The organism is Treponema lecithinolyticum ATCC 700332 (genome assembly GCA_000468055.1).
Lineage (GTDB): Bacteria > Spirochaetota > Spirochaetia > Treponematales > Treponemataceae > Treponema_C > Treponema_C lecithinolyticum.
On the sequence record KI260556.1, the window covers coordinates 89,281 to 112,144 of the forward strand.

Here is a 22,864-nt window from a genome sequence, read left to right on the forward strand (position 1 = left end):
ATGTGCGGTAAAATTATTTAAGGAGTTCAACATGAAAAAGCTGTTTTCTTTATGTTGTTTTGGGTTGTTGTCGGTGCTGTGTGCGCTAGTGCTGTTGTCTTGCGGGGCAAAAACAATGAAAAAAGATGCAAGTGCAATGCCGGTTTTAAAAGCTCATTTTATCGGAGCACCGCCTGCAGATTTGTCGCTTGTACAATCAAAAATCAATGAGTATACAAAAGAAAAATTGGGGTTAACCGTTGACATCGTCTTTACCGATTTCGGCGATTTTGATCAAAAAACGCAAATGATTATAAACTCCGGCGAACTGTACGATATTGTTTTTACTTGTGCATGGGCAAACGATTATTTAACAAATGCACATAAGGGTTCTTTTTTAAATTTGTCGCCGTATTTGGCAACAAAAGAATTTAAAGCGTTAAATGATGTTGTTGATTCGGGATTTTGGAACGGTGCAAAAGTGGACGGCAACATATATGCAATTCCGACGCAAAAAGAAATTGCGATAATGCCGATGTATATGTTTAATGCCGAATTTGTAAAAGAATCGGGCTTTGATATCGCCTCGGTAAAAACGCTTGCCGATACCGAAACGTATTTGCAATATGTTAAAAAATCACATCCGGAAGCTATTCCTTTTAAACTGTATTCCGACAGAGCTTGGCGCGGTTCTTTTGATTATATTTTGGGCTTTGATTATCCGATTGCCGTTGATACGGACGGTAAAGTTAAATATATGTACGATATTCCCGATGTTATGAACTATGCAAAAACGGTACGGAATTTTTTCAAAAAAGGATATATTAACAATGACGCCGTTACTACAACCGGAACAAACAAACTCGGCGATGTATTCGGCTTGTCTTTTGCCGACGGACAGCCCTATGCGGAAACGACATGGTCGAACGAATGCGGCTTTGCGATTGTTACGGCGGAAGCTTCCAAGCCGCTTGTTACCACAAGTACGACAAGAGGTGCTATGCTTGCCATAAATAAAAACAGTAAAAATCCTGAAGCGGCATTGTCGTTTTTACAAGCGGTAAATACGGACAGCTATCTTCATAATTTGCTTAATTACGGTGTTGAAGACGTACATTACAAAAAAATCGGTGCGAATGCAATCGAAAGAACCGAACAGGGAATCGGAAAGTATTTGGTTCCGACTTTTGCCTTGGGAAATTTATTCAATACGTATACGCTTAAAGGAGAGCCGGAAGATAAATGGGCTGTTTTCAAAAAAGAAAACGACAGCGCACAACGTTCGCCTTTGTTAGGCTTGGATATAGATACAACGAATATAAAAAATCAGCTTGCGGTAATAAGCAATTTGCGCATTCAATATGAACCGCTTATTCAAACCGGTTCCGTTGATGTGGAAACAAAAAGCGCCGAATTCAAAAAGAAACTGGAAGAAGTGGGTTTATCGACCGTTTTGGCTGAAATTCAAAGTCAAATAGACGCATTTTTGGCAAAAAAATAAAATGGGGCTACATGCCGCCGACTGTCCGAAAAGCATTGTGCAGCTTGCAGTAAGTAAAACTTTATTGCTTTGCTGCACGCTCTCCTTTCGGACAGTTTTTTAAATCTAAAAATGAGGAGTTTATATGAGTGTGCTTGAGCGTATCGACAATATTCCTTGGGAAGACAAAAAAAACGATTGTACCGACGTGTTGTGGAGATATTCGCAAAATCCGATAATACGGCGCGACGCTATAAAACGCAGTAACAGTATTTTTAACAGTGCCGTTGTGCCCTTTAACGGTGCATTTGCGGGCGTATTCCGCTGCGACGATAAACGAAGAGAAATGTTTTTGCATGCGGGTTTTAGCGACGACGGAATACATTGGCAAATAAATGAAGAGCCTATTGTATTTGAAAACACTTGTAAAGATGTACCCCCTTTTGAATACGGTTATGATCCGCGCGTGTGTTTTATAGAAGATCGCTACTATGTAACCTGGTGTAACGGATATCACGGTCCTACTATCGGCGTTGCGTATACCTTTGATTTTAAAACGTTTGTGCAAACGGAAAACGCTTTTTTGCCGTATAACCGCAACGGTGTTTTGTTTCCGCGTAAAATAAACGGAAAATATGCCATGCTTAGCCGTCCCAGCGATACCGGGCACACGTCTTTCGGCGATATTTTTTACAGCGAGTCGCCCGATTTAATTTATTGGGGTAAACACCGCCATGTTATGGCACCGCGCGGCTGGTGGCAATCTACAAAAATCGGTGCCGGCTCTATTCCGATAGAGACGGAAGAAGGCTGGCTTTTGTTTTATCACGGTGTTCTTACTTCTTGTAACGGCTTTGTGTACAGTTTCGGCGCGGCGGTTTTGGATTTGCAAGAACCGTGGAAAGTAAAGTATCGGACGGAACCGTATTTGCTTTCTCCGCAAACTTTATATGAATGTGTCGGAGATGTTCCCAATGTTGCATTTCCCTGCGCCGCGCTTTATGATAAGCCGACCGGACGGATTGCGGTATATTACGGCTGTGCCGACACGGTAACCGGACTTGCTTTTACGCGGCTCGATGAATTAATGGATTTTATAAAAAAGAATTCAAAGTTATAAAAGGGAACATACATAATGAAACTCTATGTTATACATCATTCCCATACCGATATCGGTTATACCGACTTACAAGAAAAAATCGTATATACGCATATTGACTATATACGGCAAGCCGTTAAAACGGTTCACGGCGGCAAACAAGACGAATGCGGCACAAGCTTTAAGTGGAATTGCGAAACGGCTTTTTGCGTAGAACGGTTTTTGGAAGAAAGCTGCGCCGACGAAAAAAAAGCGTTTTTTGATGCCGTAAAAGCAGGTAATATCGGAATATCGGCTGTGTATTTGAATTTTACCGATCTTGTCGATATGAATATTTTGGATAAACGCACTGCACAGTTAAAAGCCGTTTTTGCACGTGAGGGTTTTTCCGTAAACACTGCAATGACGGCTGATGTAAACGGAGTTTCTTTGGGTACCTTGGATATGTTTTTAAAAAACGGCATAGACTTTTTTTATATGAACATACATTGTCATCACGGTATGTATCCGCTGTATAAAAATCAATGTCCTTTTTTTTGGGAAAACAATGCGGGAAAACGTTTGTTGGTGTGGAACGGCGAACACTATAATTTGGGAAATGTGCTCGGTTTAGCTTACAACAAAGCGGCGGATTGTATGCCGCCGGAGAATAAACCCTGTTCGGTAAACGATGCACAGGATTTTGAAAAAGCCGTCGAAAACCTTAAAGCAAAAACGGATGCGTATATAAAACAATGCCGCGATAACGGCTATGCGTATGATTTTATACCCGTTTCCGTTTCCGGAGTTTTTAGCGATAACGCTCCGCCCAATCCCGGTATAGCACTCCTAATAGAAGCTTTTAATAAGCGGTATGGAAATGAAATTTGCTTTGAAATGGTAACACTTCAGCAACTGTATAAAAAAATAAAAGACAAAACAGCCGATGCGCCCGTGTACAAAGGCGATTTAACGGATTGGTGGGCTCACGGTGTCGGAAGTATTCCCGATGCAGTAAAACACTACAAAGAAGCGCAGCGCACGTATGAGCTTTGTTCAAGGTTGGATCCGGACGGCAAGATATGCAAGTCCGAGTACACGCGGGATGCCGAAGACGCTTTGCTTTTATTTGCCGAACATACCTACGGTCATTCGGCTGCGGTAACCGATCCTTACGATACGGCAGTACGGAATTTGGATATACGAAATGTCTCTTATGCTTCAAAAGCGTATGAAGCTGCCGAAAAAAATCTGATACGGATTTTACATGCTAAAGGAGATATCTTACGCTACTATAACCGTTCGGGCAGAGTTAAAGCCGTTAATTCTTCACAAGAATCCGTAAAACTGCCCGTCAGTTTTTATATAGCTGCATACGGCATACACAATATTAAAGTTATAGACGAAAGTTCCGGCAGCAGTATACAGGCTCAAGTGTCGGTACATCCGCGCGGAGCTTTGATAAGTTTTGTGGATGATTTTAAAGGCGGCGAAGAAAAAATCTATACGTATACACAAATTCCGGAAAAAGAGCAGCATGCCAATACCGGAGTTGCCTACATGGGGGCGGAGCGCATAAAAGACATAATAAACGATTACGATGCGTTAACTTATACGCTTCCTTTTTGTATCGAAAGCGATTATTTTCGCATAGAATACGAAATAGGGAAGGGAGTAACATCGTTTTACGATAAACAAGATAAAAGGGAAATGCTCGTTGAAGGCGATGCGCGTTTTTTTACTCCCGTATATGAAAATACGGAAATACGTACAAATACGTATGAGCAGCGTAGGCTTTTGGGGCGTAATATACGCGGCGCTCATGCAAAAAAATACCAGGGGGTGTTGACCGATGTTCGCATTGTAGAAACGGGAGAAGTTTTTAAAACTGTAGAACTGATATATGCGATGGAAGGAACTTTATTTAGTTCGCTGCTAATCCGTTTGTACAATCACATCCCCAGAATTGAATTTACATATAAAATTGCAAAAACGCTTTCCCTTGCAGTAGAAAACATATTTTTGCCGTTAACGCTTAAGACAGGCTGCCCGGCGCTGTATTTTGACAAAGGAAATGCGGTTTTTAAACCGGGAGTTGAACAAATACCGGGAACGTGCATGGAATATTATCTTGTAGATAACGGACTAGTGTATGCCGGAGAAAAAAGCGCTTTTCTTATTCAGCAGCTCGACAGCGCGCTTTTATATACGGGGGAATTAAAATATCACCCCATTAAATTATGCGACAACCATCCTGAAAATAACAAGCGTCCTGTGTATTCATGGATAATGAATAATATTTGGGAAACCAATTTTAAATTGGATTTGTCGGGCATTAACGAATACCGTTATATTTTAACAAAAACCGAAGCTGCAAGTCCCGAAAAACAATTTGAGCGTATGAAAGATTTTGGAATCGGTATTACGGCTTTTATAATCGGATAACAACTTATGGAAGATTTTTTTCGGAAAATAGAGGAACGGTTTAAAGACACTCCGGGTATCGCCGCTTTTTTTTGTAAGCGTTTTATGTATACATTGGAAAAAACAATACGCTATACCGATGACGGCGGTATTTTTGTTATTACCGGCGATATTCCCGCTATGTGGCTCAGGGACTCTTCGTGCCAGCTTGAACCGTATTTTGCGATTGCCCGTGAAAACAAAGATATTGCCGAAATAATTGTAAAACTTGTACAAAAACAAATTCAATATATTTTAATAGATCCGTATGCAAATGCGTTTAACGAAACGGCAAACGGCAAACGCTGGGCGCAGGATAAAACAAAAATGTCCGACTGGGTGTGGGAGCGAAAGTACGAAATAGATTCTTTGTGCTATCCCATCCGTACCGCATATAAATTATGGAAAACGACGGGACGGACGGATCATTTTTCGGCAGAATTTCACCAAGCGTTGAAAACGATTTTGCATGTATGGGATATAGAACAAAATCACGAAAATGTATCCGAATATACGTTTGAGCGGGAAAATTGCTATTTTACCGATACATTGTCCCGCGGCGGAAAAGGCGCGTTAACAAAGCCCGATATAGGACTTTTGTGGTCGGGATTCCGCCCGAGCGATGATGCCTGTGTGTACGGTTATTTAATTCCTGCAAATATGTTTGCTTGCGTCGTGCTGGATTACATGGCGGAAATTGCCGAAGATATTTTTTATGATCCGGATTTGGCGCATCGCTCATCGAAACTGCAAAGTACCATACGTACTTCCATAGAAAAAAATGCGGTTGTGCATCATGAAAAATTCGGAGCGGTGTACGCGTATGAGATTGACGGCTTCGGACAGTACAATATAATGGACGATGCAAACGTGCCCAGTTTGCTGTCTGCCCCGTTTTTGGGCTATGTTTCTGCGGAAAACGAAGTGTATCAAAATACGCGTCGTCTGATTTTAAGCGATATGAATCCGTATTTTTATAAAGGGCAGGCGGCTTCGGGGATAGGCAGTCCGCATACGCCGATAAACCATGTATGGCCCATTTCGCTTGTCATGCAGGGTTTAACTTGTCCGGACAAAAACGAAAAAAAGCGTATTTTGGAACTGTTGCTTCGCACCGACGGCGGAACAGGGTGCATGCACGAAAGTTTTAACGTCGATGAACCGCGCACGTATACGCGTGAATGGTTTTCTTGGGCGGATGCTTTTTTTTGTACCCTGGTTCTCGATTATTGCGGATTGTGTGCCTAAGACATAAATACCGGCATTTTTGCTTTTGCGTGTGCCGCGCTCAATTTCTGTGACGTCTACATTCTTATTTGACAAATTCAAAAAAAGGCTTCATAATAAATGCGTTATTTTAGGAGGCTTGTTTTGAATAAATTAGTGCACAAAGCAGCTGTGCTGCTGGCTATGATGTGTGTGGTGGCGGTACTGCCGCTTTTTGCAGCCGGCTCATCGGATAAAAACGCGAGCGAAAACGTACTCGATGTGTATTCGATAATGCCGGAAAAATATGCAACCCCTATTCTTGCCGAATTTACCAAAGATACCGGCATAAAGGTGAACTTTGTACGCCTTTCCTCAGGCGAAGCGTTGTCGCGTATTATTGCGGAAAAAAACAATCCGCAAGTTGACTGTTTGTGGGGCGGTCCGTCGGATACTTACGACGCGGGTGTTGCCGAAGGCGTATTTGAACAGTATACGCCCGTTGAAGCGGATAAAATTCCTGTAAATTACCGTTCTAAAGACAATTATTGGACAGGAATAGGACTTATTCCGCTGTGCTTTCTTACCAATACGGATTTTCTTAAAAAGAATAATCTTAAAACTCCGGAAAGCTGGTACGATTTACTCGATGCCAAATATGCAAACGGATTACAAATGGCGGATGCACGTACTTCCGGAACGGCAACCGAACGTATTTATTCTTTGGTAAAAGCGTTCGGTGAAAACGAAGCGTTCAATTACCAAAAAAAGCTCAATGCCAATGTGCAATTGTACACAAAAAGCGGGGCGGGCGGAGCGCTTCCGATTGCAAACGGACAAGCTGCAAGCGGTGTTTTTTATTTAGTCGATGCGCTGGATATTGTCTATCAGGGGTATCCGCTGATTATTTCGTTCCCGAAAGAAGGTATTACCTACGGGGTTGAAGGTTCGGGAATTATTAAAAACTGCAAACACCCGAATGCCGCCCGCAAACTGATGGATTGGGCTTCTACAAAAAAACTCGGCGATTTTATGATGGCGCATAAAATCTGCTATATTCCTACGCGCCCCGATGTAAAAGTAGACGATCCTGCTTTGGATATGTCTAAAATAAAGTTAATTGAAGCGCCTTCGGCATGGAAAGGCGAAAACAGAAAAGCGTATGTTGAACGCTGGATTGCCGAAGTAATTCAGCATTAATACGCTGTGTAAAAAAAAGGCTGTCTCGAAAGTAAATCGATGTTGCTTTCGGACAGCTTTTTTTATGTGTAACAGGTTATATCGAGGTTGTCTATGAAAAATAACGCTTTTGTACAAAAAACAAAGCGCACTCTTTTAATTAAAAAAGATCCGGCACTTTTTTTTGCCCTTGCGGTTATTTGGCTGTGTTTTGCCGTATTTATTTTTTATCCGCTTATTACGCTTTTATACAGCGCTTTTTTTGCCGACGGTCATATTTCAACTGCACTGCTTAAAAAAAACTTTTTTAATGCATATACGCTGCGCTCCCTTGCAAACAGCCTTATGCTTGCTGCCGCCGTAAGCGTGTGCGGAACCTTTTTAGGCTATGTGTTTGCGCTTGTAGTAAACCGGACGAATATGCCGCGCTTTTTAAAAAGCATTATCGGCGCGATAACGCTTTTGCCGCTTATTTCGCCGCCGTTTACCAGCAGTATTTCTTTAACGCTTGCGCTCGGTCCGAACGGCATATTGTTAAAACTGCTCGGTATTCCCGATGCCAACATTTACGGTTTTGTGGGAACGTGGATTTCCGAAACGCTTACGTATTTTCCCGTGGCGTATATGGTTATTTCCGCAATTTTAAATACGATGAGTTCAAACCTTGACGATGCGGCGTCGAGTTTAGGGGCAAAAAGCGCAAGAATTTTTAGAACGATAACGGTTCCGCTTTCGGTGCCGGCGATTGCCAATTCGATTTTGCTGTTGTTCGGTTCAAGTCTTGCAGACTTTGCAACCCCGCTTATTTTGGGCGGTCATAAATTTCCTATTTTACCGACGCAAGCGTATTTGCAAATTACCGGTATGTTCGATTTACACGGCGGCTCTTCGCTGTCGTTTTTACTGATAATTCCGGCTTTGCTCGTATTTTTGTTTCAGCAAGTGCTGGTGGGTAAAAAAAATTATGTAACGGTTTCCGGTAAAAGCGCTGCACAGTCGCGTTTTGCCGCACTTCCGCGGTGGATGAGCGTATTTTGTTATGCCGTTGCGTTTATTGTTATCGCGTTTGTTATTTATTTGTACTATATAATTCTTGCTGGCTCCTTTGTTAAAGTATGGGGTATAGACAATACGCTTACGCTGCGCAATTACGCGTATGTGTTTGCAAACGGCAAAAAGGCGATTGCCGATACGCTTAAAATTGCGGTAGTGTCTATGCTGTTCGGGGCGGTTTTGTCGGTTGTTATCGGTTATATTATTCAGCGCAAGCGCTTCCCTGCAAAAGGTATGCTCGATTTTTCCGCCATGCTTAACTACGCGCTTCCGGGTACCGTTGTCGGTATTGCATACATCGCCGCGTTTAACAAACCGCCCCTTTTATTAACCGGAACTATGACCATCCTTATTGCAGCTTATGTGTTCCGCTATTATGCAACAGGTATCCGTTCGGTAATCGCATCGCTGCAGCAAATAGATCCGGTGCTCGAAGAAGCGTCGGCAAGTTTGGGCGCATCAGCAGTGCGTACGTTTACCCACATAACGGTTCCCCTCATTATACCGGCGGTGCTTACCGGCATGCGCTATTTGTTTATTCATTGTATGACTGCAATCAGCGCAACAATTTTTCTTGTTTCCGCGCGCTGGACGCTGTTAACAACACGTATTCTTGAAAGCATGACGGAATTGCAATTTCCTCAAGCGTCGGCATTTTCAATTGTGCTGATCATCCTTGTGTTTACAGCGGATGCTTTTATCGCGTTTGCTATGAAAATGTATACGCTGCAATTTTCGGCAAAAAAATAAAATTTTTATGGGAGTAAAAATGGAAAACGCAATGCTTGTTTTAAAAGATGTAATAAAAACTTTTTCCGAAGACGGCGGTTCTTCGTTTAATGCCGTAGATAAAGTCAATTTATGCGTTGAAAAAGGAGAAATGGTTACCTTTCTCGGTCCTTCAGGCTGCGGCAAAACGACAACCTTACGCATGATTGCCGGTTTTGAAATGCCGACATCGGGTACCGTCACTATCGGCGGCAAAGATATGACCCACGTTCCGGTAAACGAACGGGCGATAGGATTTGTGTTTCAAAATTATGCACTTTTTCCGCACATGACCATTTATAAAAACGTGGGCTACGGTTTAAAAGCGCGCGGGGAAAAAGATGCGGACATACACGATAAAATCATCAATGCGCTTTCGCTGGTAGGTTTAAGCGGCAACGAAAACCGCTATCCCAATCAGCTTTCAGGCGGAGAGCAGCAGCGTGTTGCCCTTGCGCGCGTTATTGTTATGGACCCCGCTCTTTTATTGATGGACGAACCGCTTTCAAACCTCGACGCAAAATTGAGGATTTATATGCGTACGGAAATCCGCAGAATACAAAAAAAGCTGGGAATTACCTGTTTATACGTTACCCACGATCAAGCCGAAGCGCTGACTGTTTCGGATAGGGTTGTGGTTATGAACCGCGGTAAAGTTGAGCAAATCGGAACGCCGCTTGAAGTGTACGGTAAGCCGGCTACCACTTTTGTTGCCGATTTTATCGGGCAGGCAAATATTATTCCGGCAAAAGTACAAAAAATCGAAGGCGAAACGGTCAGCGCGTCTTTTTCTTCCGGTTACACGGTACGCGTTGCGCAAAATGTTTCGAGCAGCATTCATACCCCTGCGGCGGGAACCGAAGGCTTTTTGGTAGTGCGTCCGGAAAACATTACAGTAGGCGAAAAAGGGCAAGGCGCGGTACAAGCGGTTGTGAAAAACAGCGTATTTGTCGGCAGTCATATCGAATACGATTTGTTGTTTGACGGCAAAACGGCAATAAAGGCGAATATCGTTTTTAAGCCGGATATGAAGCTGTATAAAAATAACGATGAAGTTTCGTTAACGTTCGACGAGCGTACGATGCTGTTTTTGGAAAAATAACAACTTTGTGTAAGTATAATCGGTAATGTATATTGCTTGCAAAAATCTACACATAGATGTATTATAAACTATCGTTCATCACACACTTTTATTAAGGACGGTTTTATGGCAAACAAAAACATGGTTATGATTGACGGCAATACCGCCGCCGGTCACGTGGCTCACGCGTTAAGTGAAGTAATTTCGATTTATCCTATTACGCCTTCAAGCCCTATGGGCGAAGTTGCCGACGAATATTCGGCAAAGGGTAAAAAGAATATTTGGGGAACTGTTCCGGATGTTGTAGAAATGCAGTCTGAAGCCGGAGCGGCAGGAGCCGTACACGGAGCGCTGACTGCCGGTGCGTTAAGCACAACCTTTACCGCTTCGCAGGGACTTTTGCTGATGATTCCCAATATGTATAAAATTGCAGGGGAATTGACGAGCACGGTATTTCACGTTGCTGCCCGCGCAATTGCAACCAGCGCACTTTCCATTTTCGGCGATCATCAAGACGTAATGGCGTGCCGCCAAACTGGATGGGCTATGCTTGCATCGAACAACGTGCAAGAAGTTATGGACTTAGCCGTTATTGCGCACTCGTCTACGCTTAAAACGCGCATTCCGTTTATTCACTTTTTTGACGGTTTTAGAACGTCGCACGAAATTCAAAAAGTTGAAGAAGTGTCGACCGACGTTATGCGCGCTATGATAGACGACGATTTGGTGCGAGCTCACCGCAAACGCGGTTTAACGCCCGAACAGCCAATGATTCGCGGTACGGCACAAAACCCCGATACGTATTTTCAAAGCCGCGAAGGGGTAAACAAATACTACAATGCAGTACCGGACGCCGTACAAAAAACGATGGATGAGTATGCAAAGTTAACCGGCCGCAGCTACCATTTGTTCGATTATTTCGGTGCAAAAGACGCCGATAAAGTTATTATTTTAATGGGTTCCGGCGCCGATACCGTTGAAGAAACGGTTGAAACGCTGAACGCGCGCGGCGGTAAAACCGGCTTATTAAAAGTGCGTTTGTACCGCCCCTTTAAAGCGCAAGCGTTTGTGGACGCTTTGCCTGCAAGCGTTAAAGCCCTTGCCGTGCTCGACCGGACAAAGGAGCCCGGTTCTTTGGGAGAACCTTTATACGAAGACGTACAAACGGCTCTTGCCGAAACCGGACGTTCGGTTTCCGTTGTTGTCGGCGGGCGCTACGGTTTGGGTTCAAAAGAATTTACCCCTGCTATGGTAAAAGCCGTATTTGAAAACTTGGACGGTGAAAAGAAAAATCACTTTAGCGTAGGTATTAACGACGACGTACTCGGACAAAGCCTTGCTTATGATACTTCGTGGACTCTTGAAGAAGAGGGTACCAACGAAGCTATGTTTTATGGTTTGGGTTCGGACGGAACGGTCGGTGCAAATAAAAACTCGATTAAAATTATCGGAGATGCCCGCCCCGAGTTAAATGCACAAGCATATTTTTCATACGACTCCAAAAAATCCGGCGGTTTTACCGTGTCGCATTTGCGTTTCGGCAAAAAGCCTATTCGCCGCCCTTATTTGATTACGAGCGCCGACTTTGTCGCTTGCCATAAGTTTACTTATATGGAAACCTATCACATGCTGGAAACGGCAAAAACGGGAGCTTCCTTTTTGCTGAACAGTCCCTACAATGCAAAAACCGTTTGGTCTCATATTCCGGTTGAACAGCAGCAAGCGATAATCGACAAAAAAATGCAGTTTTACGTTATCGACGCATTTAAAATTGCGGAAAAAGCCGGTATGGGCAACCGCATAAACGTCGTTATGCAAGCCGCATATTTTAAAATTTCAGGCGTATTGCCCGAAGCCGAAGCCGTAGAATACATGAAAAAGTTTATAGAAAAATCCTACGGTAAAAAAGGTGCAGACGTTGTTCAAAAAAATATTGCAACCATCGATATGGCGTTGGCAGCTGTTGAAAAAGTGGATTATCCTGCAAAAACCGAAGGCGATGTGCACATGAAGCCGGCTATGGCGTCTTCCGACGATCCGTTTGTTCGCGACGTATTGGGTGCGATGGCGGTGCAGCAAGGCAATAAACTGCCGGTAAGCAAACTACCTGCCGACGGTACATTCCCGACGGCGACCACTCAGTATGAAAAACGCGCCATTGCGGAAAAAGTCCCCGAATGGGATACTGCCGTGTGTATTCAGTGCGGGCAGTGTACGGTGGTGTGTCCTCATGCGGTTATCCGCATGAAAGTGCTTACTGACGAACAAACCGCTGCAGCTCCTAGAACCTTTAAAACCGCCGAGTTAAAACCGAAACCCGAAGCGGGTAAAAAAATGGTACTGCAAGTGTCCACCGAAGATTGCACGGGCTGCGGTGTATGTGTGGCAGTGTGTCCCGCTAAAAACAAAGACAATCCCGCATTAAAAGCTATCAATATGGTACACTATACCGACGAAATCCGCAAAAATGAAGCGGAAAACTGGGATTACTTTGCTCGTATGCCCGATGCGGATCCTGCTACGCTCAATTTGGCAACGCCTAAAGGTTTGGCTTTAAAACGTCCGCTGTTTGAATTCAGCGGGGCATGTGCAGGTTGCGGAGAAACCGCTTACGTGCGCTTGTTAAGCCAAATGTTCGGTGACCGTGCAATTATAGCGAATGCCACCGGCTGTTCTTCTATCTACGGAGGAAACTTACCGTCTACCCCCTATGCAAAAGACGCTTCCGGACGCGGTCCTGCATGGTCGAACTCGCTGTTTGAAGACGCCGCCGAATTCGGTATGGGTATGTGTTTAACCGGTGACAAGCTTGCACAGTATGCGCGCGAAAAAGCCGAAGAAGCTAAAAACAAAGGACTTGCTTCCGATACGCTCGGCAAAATTCTTGCAAATGAACAGCTCGACGACAATGCAATTGCACAGCAGCGCGCTTACATAGACGATTTGAAAAAAGAGTTGACAAAGTCTTCCGACCCCGTTGCAAAAGAATTGCTTTCGCTTACCGATCACTTTATCAAACGCTCTCACTGGATTATCGGCGGTGACGGCTGGGCATACGATATCGGTTTCGGCGGTTTGGATCACGTTATCGCTTCGGGCAGAAACGTAAATATTTTGGTATTGGATACGGAAGTGTACTCGAATACCGGCGGTCAAATGTCTAAAGCTTCTCCTATCGGTGCGGTAGCAAAATTTGCCGCTTCCGGTAAATCGAACAGCAAAAAAGATTTGGGCATGATTGCGATGAGCTACGGTTATGTATATGTGGCTCACGTGGCGTTGGGTTCAAATATGAATCAAACAATCAAAGCGTTCCGCGAAGCCGAATCTTACAACGGACCTTCGATTATTATCGCGTATAGTCCTTGTATCAATCACGGTATTAACATGAGCGCTACGCTGACTAACCAAAAAGAAGTAGTGTCTTGCGGTTTGTGGCCCTTGTACCGATACGATCCGCGTATTGCAGAACAGGGTAAAAATCCGTTCCAGCTTGATAGCAGAGAACCGGATTACAATCTTGCCGACTTTATGTACAAAGAAGTGCGCTTTAAGAGCTTAAAGGCGGCAAACCCCGACCGTGCTTCAATGCTCTTGGATAAAGCGGTAGCTCATGCCAAACGCCAATGGAAAGAATACAAGTACTTGGCAGACAGAGACTTTTAACGTAAAAGATGCTTTGTAGGCTAATGTAAGCTGATTAAGCTAAAAACGTTAAAACTATGTAAAGCCTCCGCAGCAATGCGGAGGCTTTTGTATTGTGTGCAGTATTCGATTGTGCAGCTTGTCCTGCCTCGTACGTTACACAGGTGCGGTGTGCAGCTGCGGGCGGCACGAGCGTTAACCTGCGGCTGCAGCTACACTGCAGCTGCGAACCTTGATTTATGCATTGATATATGGTATCCTTGCGGCGTGAAAATCCGCATTTTTTTTAGTTTTTTTATATATTTGTTTGCTGCCGTACTCTGTGCGTGTAAAGCCGCACCTAAAAATACGGCAGCACCGCCGATGTCGGCACAGCCGGCGGAAACCTGTACGCCGCATACGCCGCTGCAGCCGGCGGCAGAGCGAGTTGAGGAACAAGCTTCACAGTTAGTTTCAGACGCTTTGTATTCCGCTCAAGCACAAACCGATCGCATAGAAATTTCGTACGAAATCCTTGAAGAAGGAAGCTACGCTGCAGAATTTGCCACTGCAGTGATCGAAAACCAAGCCGATTTGGACAGACTGTATGCGCTTTTGCACGAACGTTCGGATGCATCTGCACCAAAAATCGATTTTAAGCGGAAAAAAGTAATCGCCGTGCGCTCAGGACCCTTTAATACCGGCGGTTACGGCATAAAACTGAGCTCGGCAGTGTACACAAAAGATGGCGTGGAAACGGTGTTTTTAATAACCGCTCCTGAGCCTGATCAAATAGTAACGCAAGCTTTTACCAATCCTTACCTTATAATTAGCATAGATATACCCCCTTCAAAAAAAGTGTTTGTTAAAATGCAAAGATGAGAACCGGGGTGTAATTTATAGGAGGTTGTGATGAAAACAGCATGGAAAACCGCGTGCTCGGCGCTATGTTTATGTGCTCTGCTTGTTTGGGTAACGTCTTGTCCGCAATCCGCCGGAAACGGAGGAGCAAGTACCGATTTTACTACTTTGTATGTTTCGGTAACCGATTCGATCGGCGGTACTGCTGTAGACGGAACAACGCTGAGAGTGTATGAAAGCGGAAACACATTGCAGTTTCAAAGCGATTTTCGGGTAACAAACGGCAAGGTTAGAGTATCCGGTATTTCAACAAATAAACGCTACGATTTTGAGCTTATCGGTATAAAAGGAAAATGGGCCGGTTCCAGATTGGAAAACTATAGTCCGCTTAAAAAAGCGGAACAAACACTGTCGATAATTCAAAGCGAACACGCTATGATAACGCGCGGCATTACACCTCCTAAAATAACCTCGATACAATCCGGAAATGGAACTTTTACCGATATAGACGAAAGTACCGTTATTTCGTCCTCCGATAAAGTGCGTGTTGTATTTGACTCCGATGTCGGAGCCGTAGAAGAAACGGCGTCGGGTGCTTTCGGTGCAAAACTGGGTATAGACAAGGCTCCGAATAATTTAAGTGGAATACATGGGAGATACTCGGTAAGCCAGGCAGGCGGCGTAATTAAATCAACTTATACGTTTTCTTTTTCCGAAGTTCCCAACGGTACAGGAGAGTTGATAGCAGTCGGCTACGACGTTGCACACAACCGCATTGAAAAACATATACCGGTAACATTTCAAAGTTCTTCGGCTGCCGCTTCCGATTTATCGACTTGTACGTTTGACAAACTTTCGGTAAATACCGAGCGGCTTCCGTTTTCGGAAAACCTGTTCAGCCTTAATCCCGTTGAAAACAGGCGCTCTTCCTATAGGGTTTTGGTGCGCTTCACATTAAAAAAGTTCGGTATAGATGAAAAGATTTTGGGATTTGACCTTTACCGAAAAAAAAACGGTTACGCACAGGATTTTCGTTTTGTCAGCCGTACTTTGTATAATGAATTAAAAAACGAAACTCAAAGCGGGTGGGGCTTTCATGTGGGTATCGACAGCGATTCGCTTTTGGAAGAAGACACGGAATACGAATATAAAATCAGAGTGTTTAATAAACTAAATGAAAAATACTCTCCCGTTATTAAAACTAAAGTTCTAAAATCATTTACGTATGATTTAACCGCTCCGGCTCAAAATGCATTTGTTTCGTTTGCGAATGCGGCAAATCTTACGTATAAGTGTAAAATGAGCAATACGCATCTTTTAGACGCGGGACAAAGCGATTATATGATTTGTGGCTTATTGATTAAGGACTTTAGAGGCATTCCTTTGTTCGGCGCCAAATTGATTTATGTTTTTAATGCGGGCGGAAATCCGGATATTTTAATTGAAGTATGTGATAGAGTTACCGGAATGCTGCAAAGTCAGCTAAAGAGAGGTTCCGAATTAATTGCTACCGGCAAATTGAATTCGTACGATATATATTCACTTGACGATCTTGTTAAAGTGGATAAAGCAACCGGCGTTATTGAATTTACCGAAAAACTCGTAAAAGTTCCGTTTTTTAATGTTATTCCCATAAGCGGCGGTAAAGGGTTGAATTTACCTATGATTTACGAAAAAGGAACAAGCTATCAGTGGGATATACAAGATTGGGGAAGTAATTCCGTTTCGCTCAATGACGATACGGCTTTGAATTTTGTAAAAATGTATTCGTACATAGACGAAAATGCACAGATAAAATATTGCCGTGCCGCATCGTACGGAAACAACAGTTCAAGCGGGGCAAATGCGGTAAACGGATGCTTTACGTTTACGGTCGGAAATTAAGAGGTGTTGAAAAATGAAAAAAATAATAACGATTTTATCTGCGGCACTGTGCGCAGTGTTTTTTGCCTGCTCGCCCGTTATAAACAATTCTTTTACGGCAAACGGTTCAAATTCATTTAGCGGAGGACTGCCGTATAAGCCGCACAAAAACGATGTTGTGCAGGGCTTTGTTATTGCAAAAACCGCTGATGGTTTTGATAAAACGTTTTTTGAAAATCAAGGTATTGAAGTATACGGTAAGCTTTCTTTAGCCGGTACGGGATTTACTTATTGGTATGTGCATCAAGACACGTCCAATGATACGTTGTTACAGGCGGTGTATGCAATAGAAGGTGTTTTGTGTGCGGACAACGATTACAAAGTTACGCCTCCTGACGGAATAAAACAATCCGATTTTTCCTCATTTGCTGCGGGAGAACCTCGTATAAGTACGCAAGGCTTAGAGCAAGGCAATTATTTAAAAGATCCGATATCGGGTAAAAGTGCATACTCGCTTGATATAACAAAAGCATTACAAGCATATAAAGATATAGGATACGGCGACAAAGATGTTGTTGCAGGAATTATCGATACCGGCATAAATATGCTGCACGAAGATTTTAAAGCGGGTTCTGAATCGATAGTGCTGTATGCAAAATCGGCAAAAACAGGACCGGCTTCCTCAGCGCCGCCCATTGGCGACGGAGATCCTTTTACCGAAGTACCGCTTAACTCAAATTGGGATGCCGACGGGCATGGAACTCACTGTTCGGGTATTATGTGTGCGCTCGGCGACAACGACAAAGGCATTGCAGGCGTTGCATGGAAAAAAACGAAACTTATTTCGTATCAATCCTTAGGTTTTGCAGGCGGCGGTACGACATGGGCTGTGTACGGCGCTTTGGCGGATTTAACGAATACTATCGAAATTTTACGTAAAGTTCTGGCAACAAGAACAGCAGCGGATAAAGTAAAACTTCCTTCATATATTCAAAATACGAATTTTCAAATTACGCAAAAAACGGTTCCGGTAAATATGTCTCTGGGAAGCTCGATAGGTTCCGATTTTGCTTTTGCAGTTTTAACGAATGCGATTGCGCACGATGTTTTGCCTGTAATCGCTATGGGAAACGAGGGCCGCTATACGGCAGCCTATCCTGCAGCGTTTCCCGGTGTGCTTGCAGTAGGTGCTACAAACGGCAAAGATAAAAAAGCCCGCTTTAGCAACCGCGGCTCTTGGATAAGCGTTGCCGCCCCCGGAGAAAGTATTATTTCCTGCGGCGTTTCAGACGTAAATTCCTATGTTTCCCTAAGCGGAACTTCTATGGCAGCTCCTTTTGTAACAGGTTTTGTAAGTTATCTGCTTTCGTTTGATAACGCACGCAATTTAACGCCGTATCAAATAAAAACGATGATTGAAAAAACCGCGGATAAAGTGGACGGCGTGTCTTCTTTTGATGAAAGGTTCGGGCACGGACGGGTAAACGTATTAAAAGCCGCACAAGCGGTTAAAGATAATACCGTTCCTGCTACAAACGATGTATACAGCGAAGGTACGGTAACGGTTCGCGTTATAGGACTCGGTTCTCCGATAAAAGAAAGTCTATGTCTTATCGATAAGGCTTTGAATATACCGCTTGTGTATGTACCGATGAATAATTCAGGTAAAATTCCTTTAAAAGGTCTCATAAAAGGAAAAACATATTCGGTATTTATTTCTGATGGCACAAAGGTAAAAGTACAAGATTTTACCGCCGGAATTTCGGACCAAACCGTTATGATAAATTGGTGATGGTTAGAGCAGTGCGCTGTTTTAAGGCTGAGGTTGTATTGTGAAAAATCTGTATACCGATACGCGGGTTCTTGACCGCGCCGCCGTAAGCTGCTTCGGTTTAACCGAAGATATTTTAATGGAAAATGCTGCAAGTGCGCTCGAAGACGAAGTTGTGCGTGCGTTGCAAACATGTGCGTTTGCTCCCGATTCCGGCTTGGCGGCACAAAAACACACTGTACCAATCGATATGGATGTTTCGGCGAAACGTGCGCTCGTTCCGGAATATCGCGTGCTGATTGTGTGCGGATCGGGCAACAACGGCGGCGACGGCTGGGCACTTGCGCGCAGGCTGAACGGCGACATGATTGCAGGCAATCTCTGTTCGGTTACCGTGTTTGAAGTTGTTGCGCCTAAATCGCAAGCATGCGTGCGGCAAGCAGAACGCGCGCGCTCGGCAGGCATTCCGATTATCCGCAATTTTTTGCGCACGGATTTTATAAAAAGTTATCATGTTATCGTCGACTGTCTTTTCGGCAGCGGCTTTTACGGTGCTTTAAGCGAGCAAGCCGAAAAACTGATTTGCGCGCTCAATAAAGCGGACTGTTTTAAAATCGCCTGCGATATTCCCAGCGGCATAGATTCAAAAGGCTGCGGTACAACAGCCTTTTGCGCCGACATAACCGTGTGCATGGGAGCGCTTAAAACGGCGCTGTTCAGCGATTTTGCAAAAAATCATACGGGAAAGATCATAACCGTAGCGCTCGGCGTATCTTCGCCTCTTTTTGAAAGCGGCGGAAAATCGGGGAAAAATGTCAAAGCTGCGGAGCTTGCGCAAATCTCCGCTACGGCAGAGCCGGTAGAGCCTGCCGCCTTTTTGCTTGAAGCGTCGGATATGGAACTTCCCGAGCGCCTTCTTCTTTCCGTGCATAAAGGCGACTTTGGACATGCTGCCGTGTACACGGGGGAAAAGCCGGGCGCTGGGATAATCGCCGCGTGTGCCGCTTTTTGCTGCGGAGCGGGCTTGGTAAGCCTCGTGTCGGACGCAGGGCAAACACTGTACGGCGTGTGCAGCAAACACGGGCTGCAAAAAACGATGGCAATGGCGGCAAAAAATACCGGCAGTGCGTTTCCTTGCTACCTTATGCAAAGCGCCGATTTACCGGAAAAAGCGAGCGCCGTTGCCGCAGGCATGGGTTTCGGACGCAAAAATGAACGAGTTGTACTCAAACGGCGCACGAAAGAGCGAGCTGCGGTAGAACAGTGCATGCAAGAGCGTGCTGCTTCGCTTTTCGCTTTACTGAACGAGCGGCGCAGTCTTCCTTGCGTTTTGGATGCTGACCTTTTTTACTGCGCCGAAATAAAGCAATTGCTTAAAGCACGCCCTTTTGGACTAGTGTTGACACCGCACCCGAAAGAGTTTCAGTCCTTGCTTTCGCTGTGCGGTTTAGCAAATATTTCAGTCGAACAAATCGTAAAAAACCGCTTGGAACTGGTAAAGGATTTTTGTGCTGCCTATCCGGGTGCGGTGCTGCTCCTAAAAGGTGCTAATATGACAATCGGCTATTGCCCCGAAAAGGGAGGCAAAAAAAAAGGCGGAAAAGCTGAGGTGTACATAAATATGTTCGGTATGCCTTGCCTTGCAAAAGGCGGAAGCGGCGATGTACTTGCCGGTTTGGTGTGCGCTTTTCTTGCGCAAAAGTACGAACCGCTCAATGCGGCAATTCAGGGTTCGCTGCTTTTAGCTGCCTCTTCACGTTTGCAAAAATCATCGTACTCGTCAACACCCTTTACCCTGATACAAAGTTTGGAAAAGCCTGAACAACTGCGCACGGCATTGCGATAAAATGGCGGTTGATGAAGTACCGACTGCAAAGCTTACTTTTTCGCCATGGATGGCGGTGTTTAGGTTTTGTCGTGTTTTTTCATTCCCCTTGCCGAAACAAACCGTTTTTTGTAAAATGTGCAAATTATGAAAGAAGCCCGAGCTTTTGCCGGAACAAAAATCGCTGATATATTACATAACGTTCATGCTGTGTACGCCGATATAGAAAGCGAACAGCACGCATGGAAACAACATACACCCGTTCCCTGTCCTGCCGGCTGCGGTATGTGCTGCGAGCACTTTGAACCTGATGTGTATGAATACGAAGCACTCTACCTTGCCGCATGGCTTCTCGCACACGACGGCGACAAAGCAGAAATGATCCGTACGTGCGGAGCAGGGCAATCGCTGAATAATGATAACGGTTGTTTTTTATACGACCCGCAAAATCCGCACCACTGTACAGTATACGGCGGACGCTGCCTCATTTGCCGTCTGTTCGGTCATTCCGGTTCGCGCGGTAAAGATATGAAAATTCATTGGAAGCCGTGTAAATTCGCGCCATGCACGGGTACAATAACAGGTACGGGTGCATCAACAGGCACGGCGGCTGTCGCTGCCGCAAATAAGCGCGAATACGGTGAAGCCGAATTGTTTGCGCTTTACGGTGCCGTGCCGCCCGATATGGCACAAGCAGCTTCCCGTCTTTTGGCGTTAAATCCCGACGATACGCATACAAGGCCGCTTCGCGAAGCGCTTCCCGAAGCGATTGAAAAACTGCGCCTTATTTTGCGCTTTTTAACGCCGCCTGAACCGAATTCTCCCGAACCGGATCTTCCTTCTCCGCGCCCGCTGAGCGCGTAGCAGTTTATAACGGACGGGCTGCCTCAACGTCTTGTTTTTTTAAATTTTTTATTCAAAGGCGGGGTAGCTTGCTTTGCGGAAAAGGTATCGCCCTTGTTTTTCTTTAACAACGCAGCCGTCTTTTACGCACACACAGCCGTCCAGCAAAACATATTTTGCTTGCCCTTTTACTTGTATACCCTCATAGGGGCTGTAGTCGATATTGTGCAGCCCCGTTTGAACGCTGATTGTTTGTAAAACCGACGGATCCCATACGGTTATGTCGGCAGCGGCTCCTGCATGTAAACTTCCCCTATCCGGATATAAACCGAATATTTTTGCAGGATTTTCGCTCATTAAAGCCGAAAATTGAGCTGGGCTCAGGCGGAAATTGGGAGCGAGTTCTTTGTTATCTGATTTTTCTGCTGCAGCGTTTTGCGAACTGGTATCCGGAAAGCTGTTTTGCACATCCGGCTCTCCGACTTTTGCTGCGGTAAAAATTAGTGTACTTCGGTATTGCGCACCGGGAAGACCTGCCGGCACTTTTGAAAAGTTCTTTTTTGCCGCCTTTTCTTTTTGAGAAAAATTGACTGAGCTGTGGTCCGAGCAAATCACATCAATGCTTGCATTGTCTTTTGCACCCGGTTCTTCGTTTGCTTTGTTGCGCATTATGTCTTTGTGCAGCGCTTTTAAATCCTGCTTTTTGCGAAGCGGCGGATTGCAGATATATTTTGCGCCGTTAAATCCGCCTTTGCGGTACAAAGAATCTGTGAGTAACAAGTAGTGAGGACACGTGCCGCTGAAAAATTTTTGACCACGTTTTTTTGCAAGTTTTATTTGTTCCAAACTTTGCTTTGCCGATACATTTAAAATATATACGGGAATGTCTGCAAGCTGGGCAAGCGATAAAAAACGCGCAATCGCTTCAGCTTCTACCGCCGGAGGACGGCTTGTACTGTGAGCTGACGGGCGTTTGTGCCGGTTTTTTAACTGTTCTTCAATTAAATGCTGCACCATATCGCCGTTTTCGCAACGGCAGCATACGAGCATTCCATGTTTTTTTGCTGCGCCGAGCACTTCAAAAATTTCAGCATCGCTGAGCCGAACATTTTGCCCGCTCATATATATCGTACAGCTTGAAACGCCGCGCATTATCATCTTTTCCATTTGAGTTGTTAAACTTTCATAATTTTCCGATGAAAAATTTTCTTGCGCTGTTCTATCCGGCTTTACTGTGCTTTCGTCCGGATCGGCTTTGCTTCCATCCGTCTTTTCGAGGAGCTCTTTTGCGTCCTTTTCCTCGCTTTGCTGCAAACAAGTAATAACTATATGAAAACCGTAATTGCAGCTGCTTTTATACAGCGCGCTTGCGTGCTGTGAATTGAGTGCGTCTTGTAAACTTTTTCCTTTTTTTTGTACAGCGCAATTGATGATGGAGGTGGTTCCGCCTGCAAGTGCTGCTTTTGTTGCGCTTTCAAAATCGTCTGAGCTGCACACGCTTTCTTGTTGCCCTTCAATACAAGTTTCGCCGCCTACTTGCGTAAACGAGTCGATAAATCCCGGAAAAACGTAACAACCTTCAGCATCCAAAAGTTCGCTTTCTGCCCGGCGCAACAAACTGCCGAGCATAATATCTTGAGCCGTTTTAACGATTCTGCCGTTTTCGATTAAGATATCCGACTTTTGCTCTTTGCCGCCGGATACGACAATGCCGTTTGTAATGATAACTCTGTGCATTTCATTTTTGCATTCAGCCATTGTGTAAGTATAGCACACTCGTGTTTTTTGTG

At 44.6% G+C, this 22,864-nt stretch carries 14 protein-coding genes; 13 read left to right on the forward strand and 1 reads right to left on the reverse strand.

The genetic code is table 11. From position 1 onward, the window contains the following. Positions 1-31 precede the first annotated feature (31 nt). The 13 genes from HMPREF9193_RS02455 (at position 32) to HMPREF9193_RS02515 (ending at position 21,095) form a co-directional block, all read left to right on the forward strand. The gene (locus tag HMPREF9193_RS02455) at positions 32-1,480 is read left to right on the forward strand and encodes an ABC transporter substrate-binding protein (protein WP_040847350.1); all 1,449 of its coding nucleotides are present in this window, start codon (positions 32-34) and stop codon (positions 1,478-1,480) included. A gap of 124 nt (positions 1,481-1,604) precedes the next feature. Next, on the forward strand, positions 1,605-2,579 hold the full coding sequence (locus tag HMPREF9193_RS02460; RefSeq protein ID WP_021686473.1) for a glycoside hydrolase family 130 protein: 975 nt from the start codon (positions 1,605-1,607) through the stop codon (positions 2,577-2,579). 15 nt (positions 2,580-2,594) lie between these two features. Beyond that, positions 2,595-4,982, forward strand: coding sequence for a glycoside hydrolase family 38 N-terminal domain-containing protein (locus tag HMPREF9193_RS02465; RefSeq protein WP_021686474.1), 2,388 nt, complete (start codon positions 2,595-2,597; stop codon positions 4,980-4,982). Between the two features lie 6 nt (positions 4,983-4,988). Further along, positions 4,989-6,248: a glycoside hydrolase family 125 protein gene (locus HMPREF9193_RS02470; protein WP_021686475.1), complete on the forward strand. Its 1,260-nt coding sequence runs from the start codon at positions 4,989-4,991 to the stop codon at positions 6,246-6,248. A 123-nt stretch (positions 6,249-6,371) separates the two neighbouring features. Continuing rightward, a complete protein-coding gene (locus HMPREF9193_RS02475) occupies positions 6,372-7,406 on the forward strand; it encodes an ABC transporter substrate-binding protein (protein ID WP_245565487.1) in 1,035 nt (344 codons plus the stop codon). A gap of 93 nt (positions 7,407-7,499) precedes the next feature. Then, complete coding sequence (locus HMPREF9193_RS02480) at positions 7,500-9,188, forward strand: ABC transporter permease (protein WP_021686477.1); 1,689 nt, start codon at positions 7,500-7,502, stop codon at positions 9,186-9,188. A 19-nt stretch (positions 9,189-9,207) separates the two neighbouring features. Beyond that, positions 9,208-10,308, forward strand: coding sequence for an ABC transporter ATP-binding protein (locus HMPREF9193_RS02485; protein WP_084604345.1), 1,101 nt, complete (start codon positions 9,208-9,210; stop codon positions 10,306-10,308). A gap of 105 nt (positions 10,309-10,413) precedes the next feature. Beyond that, positions 10,414-13,953, forward strand: coding sequence for a pyruvate:ferredoxin (flavodoxin) oxidoreductase (gene nifJ, locus HMPREF9193_RS02490; protein WP_021686479.1), 3,540 nt, complete (start codon positions 10,414-10,416; stop codon positions 13,951-13,953). Positions 13,954-14,199: 246 nt separating this feature from the next. After that, positions 14,200-14,793 carry a dentilisin complex subunit PrcB gene (gene prcB / locus HMPREF9193_RS02495; protein WP_021686481.1) on the forward strand — a complete coding sequence of 198 codons (594 nt, stop codon included), beginning with the start codon at positions 14,200-14,202 and terminating at the stop codon, positions 14,791-14,793. Positions 14,794-14,823: 30 nt separating this feature from the next. Continuing rightward, entirely contained in the window at positions 14,824-16,656 is a 1,833-nt protein-coding gene (gene prcA / locus HMPREF9193_RS02500) for a dentilisin complex subunit PrcA (protein WP_021686482.1), read from the forward strand. A 13-nt stretch (positions 16,657-16,669) separates the two neighbouring features. Next, positions 16,670-18,427 (forward strand): dentilisin complex serine proteinase subunit PrtP, encoded by a 1,758-nt coding sequence (gene prtP / locus HMPREF9193_RS02505; RefSeq protein ID WP_021686483.1) that lies wholly within the window; start codon positions 16,670-16,672, stop codon positions 18,425-18,427. 40 nt (positions 18,428-18,467) lie between these two features. After that, a complete protein-coding gene (locus HMPREF9193_RS02510; protein ID WP_021686484.1) occupies positions 18,468-20,252 on the forward strand; it encodes an NAD(P)H-hydrate epimerase in 1,785 nt (594 codons plus the stop codon). Between the two features lie 126 nt (positions 20,253-20,378). Next, the gene (locus HMPREF9193_RS02515) at positions 20,379-21,095 is read left to right on the forward strand and encodes a YkgJ family cysteine cluster protein (RefSeq protein ID WP_021686486.1); all 717 of its coding nucleotides are present in this window, start codon (positions 20,379-20,381) and stop codon (positions 21,093-21,095) included. A 48-nt stretch (positions 21,096-21,143) separates the two neighbouring features. On the opposite strand, the gene HMPREF9193_RS02520 is transcribed toward HMPREF9193_RS02515, so the two are convergent. Next, entirely contained in the window at positions 21,144-22,832 is a 1,689-nt protein-coding gene (locus HMPREF9193_RS02520) for an amidohydrolase family protein (RefSeq protein WP_021686487.1), read from the reverse strand. Positions 22,833-22,864 lie beyond the last annotated feature (32 nt).

Excerpts from the sequence above, each read along its gene's own strand:
- HMPREF9193_RS02470 (WP_021686475.1), top strand. The coding sequence starts at position 4,989 with ATGGAAGATTTTTTTCGGAAAATAGAGGAACGGTTTAAAGACACTCCG.
- prcA (WP_021686482.1), top strand. The coding sequence starts at position 14,824 with ATGAAAACAGCATGGAAAACCGCGTGCTCGGCGCTATGTTTATGTGCT.
- HMPREF9193_RS02485 (WP_084604345.1), top strand. The coding sequence starts at position 9,208 with ATGGAAAACGCAATGCTTGTTTTAAAAGATGTAATAAAAACTTTTTCC.
- nifJ (WP_021686479.1), top strand. The coding sequence starts at position 10,414 with ATGGCAAACAAAAACATGGTTATGATTGACGGCAATACCGCCGCCGGT.
- HMPREF9193_RS02455 (WP_040847350.1), top strand. The coding sequence starts at position 32 with ATGAAAAAGCTGTTTTCTTTATGTTGTTTTGGGTTGTTGTCGGTGCTG.
- HMPREF9193_RS02465 (WP_021686474.1), top strand. The coding sequence starts at position 2,595 with ATGAAACTCTATGTTATACATCATTCCCATACCGATATCGGTTATACC.
- HMPREF9193_RS02460 (WP_021686473.1), top strand. The coding sequence starts at position 1,605 with ATGAGTGTGCTTGAGCGTATCGACAATATTCCTTGGGAAGACAAAAAA.
- prtP (WP_021686483.1), top strand. The coding sequence starts at position 16,670 with ATGAAAAAAATAATAACGATTTTATCTGCGGCACTGTGCGCAGTGTTT.
- HMPREF9193_RS02515 (WP_021686486.1), top strand. The coding sequence starts at position 20,379 with ATGAAAGAAGCCCGAGCTTTTGCCGGAACAAAAATCGCTGATATATTA.
- HMPREF9193_RS02480 (WP_021686477.1), top strand. The coding sequence starts at position 7,500 with ATGAAAAATAACGCTTTTGTACAAAAAACAAAGCGCACTCTTTTAATT.
- HMPREF9193_RS02520 (WP_021686487.1), bottom strand. The coding sequence starts at position 22,832 with ATGGCTGAATGCAAAAATGAAATGCACAGAGTTATCATTACAAACGGC.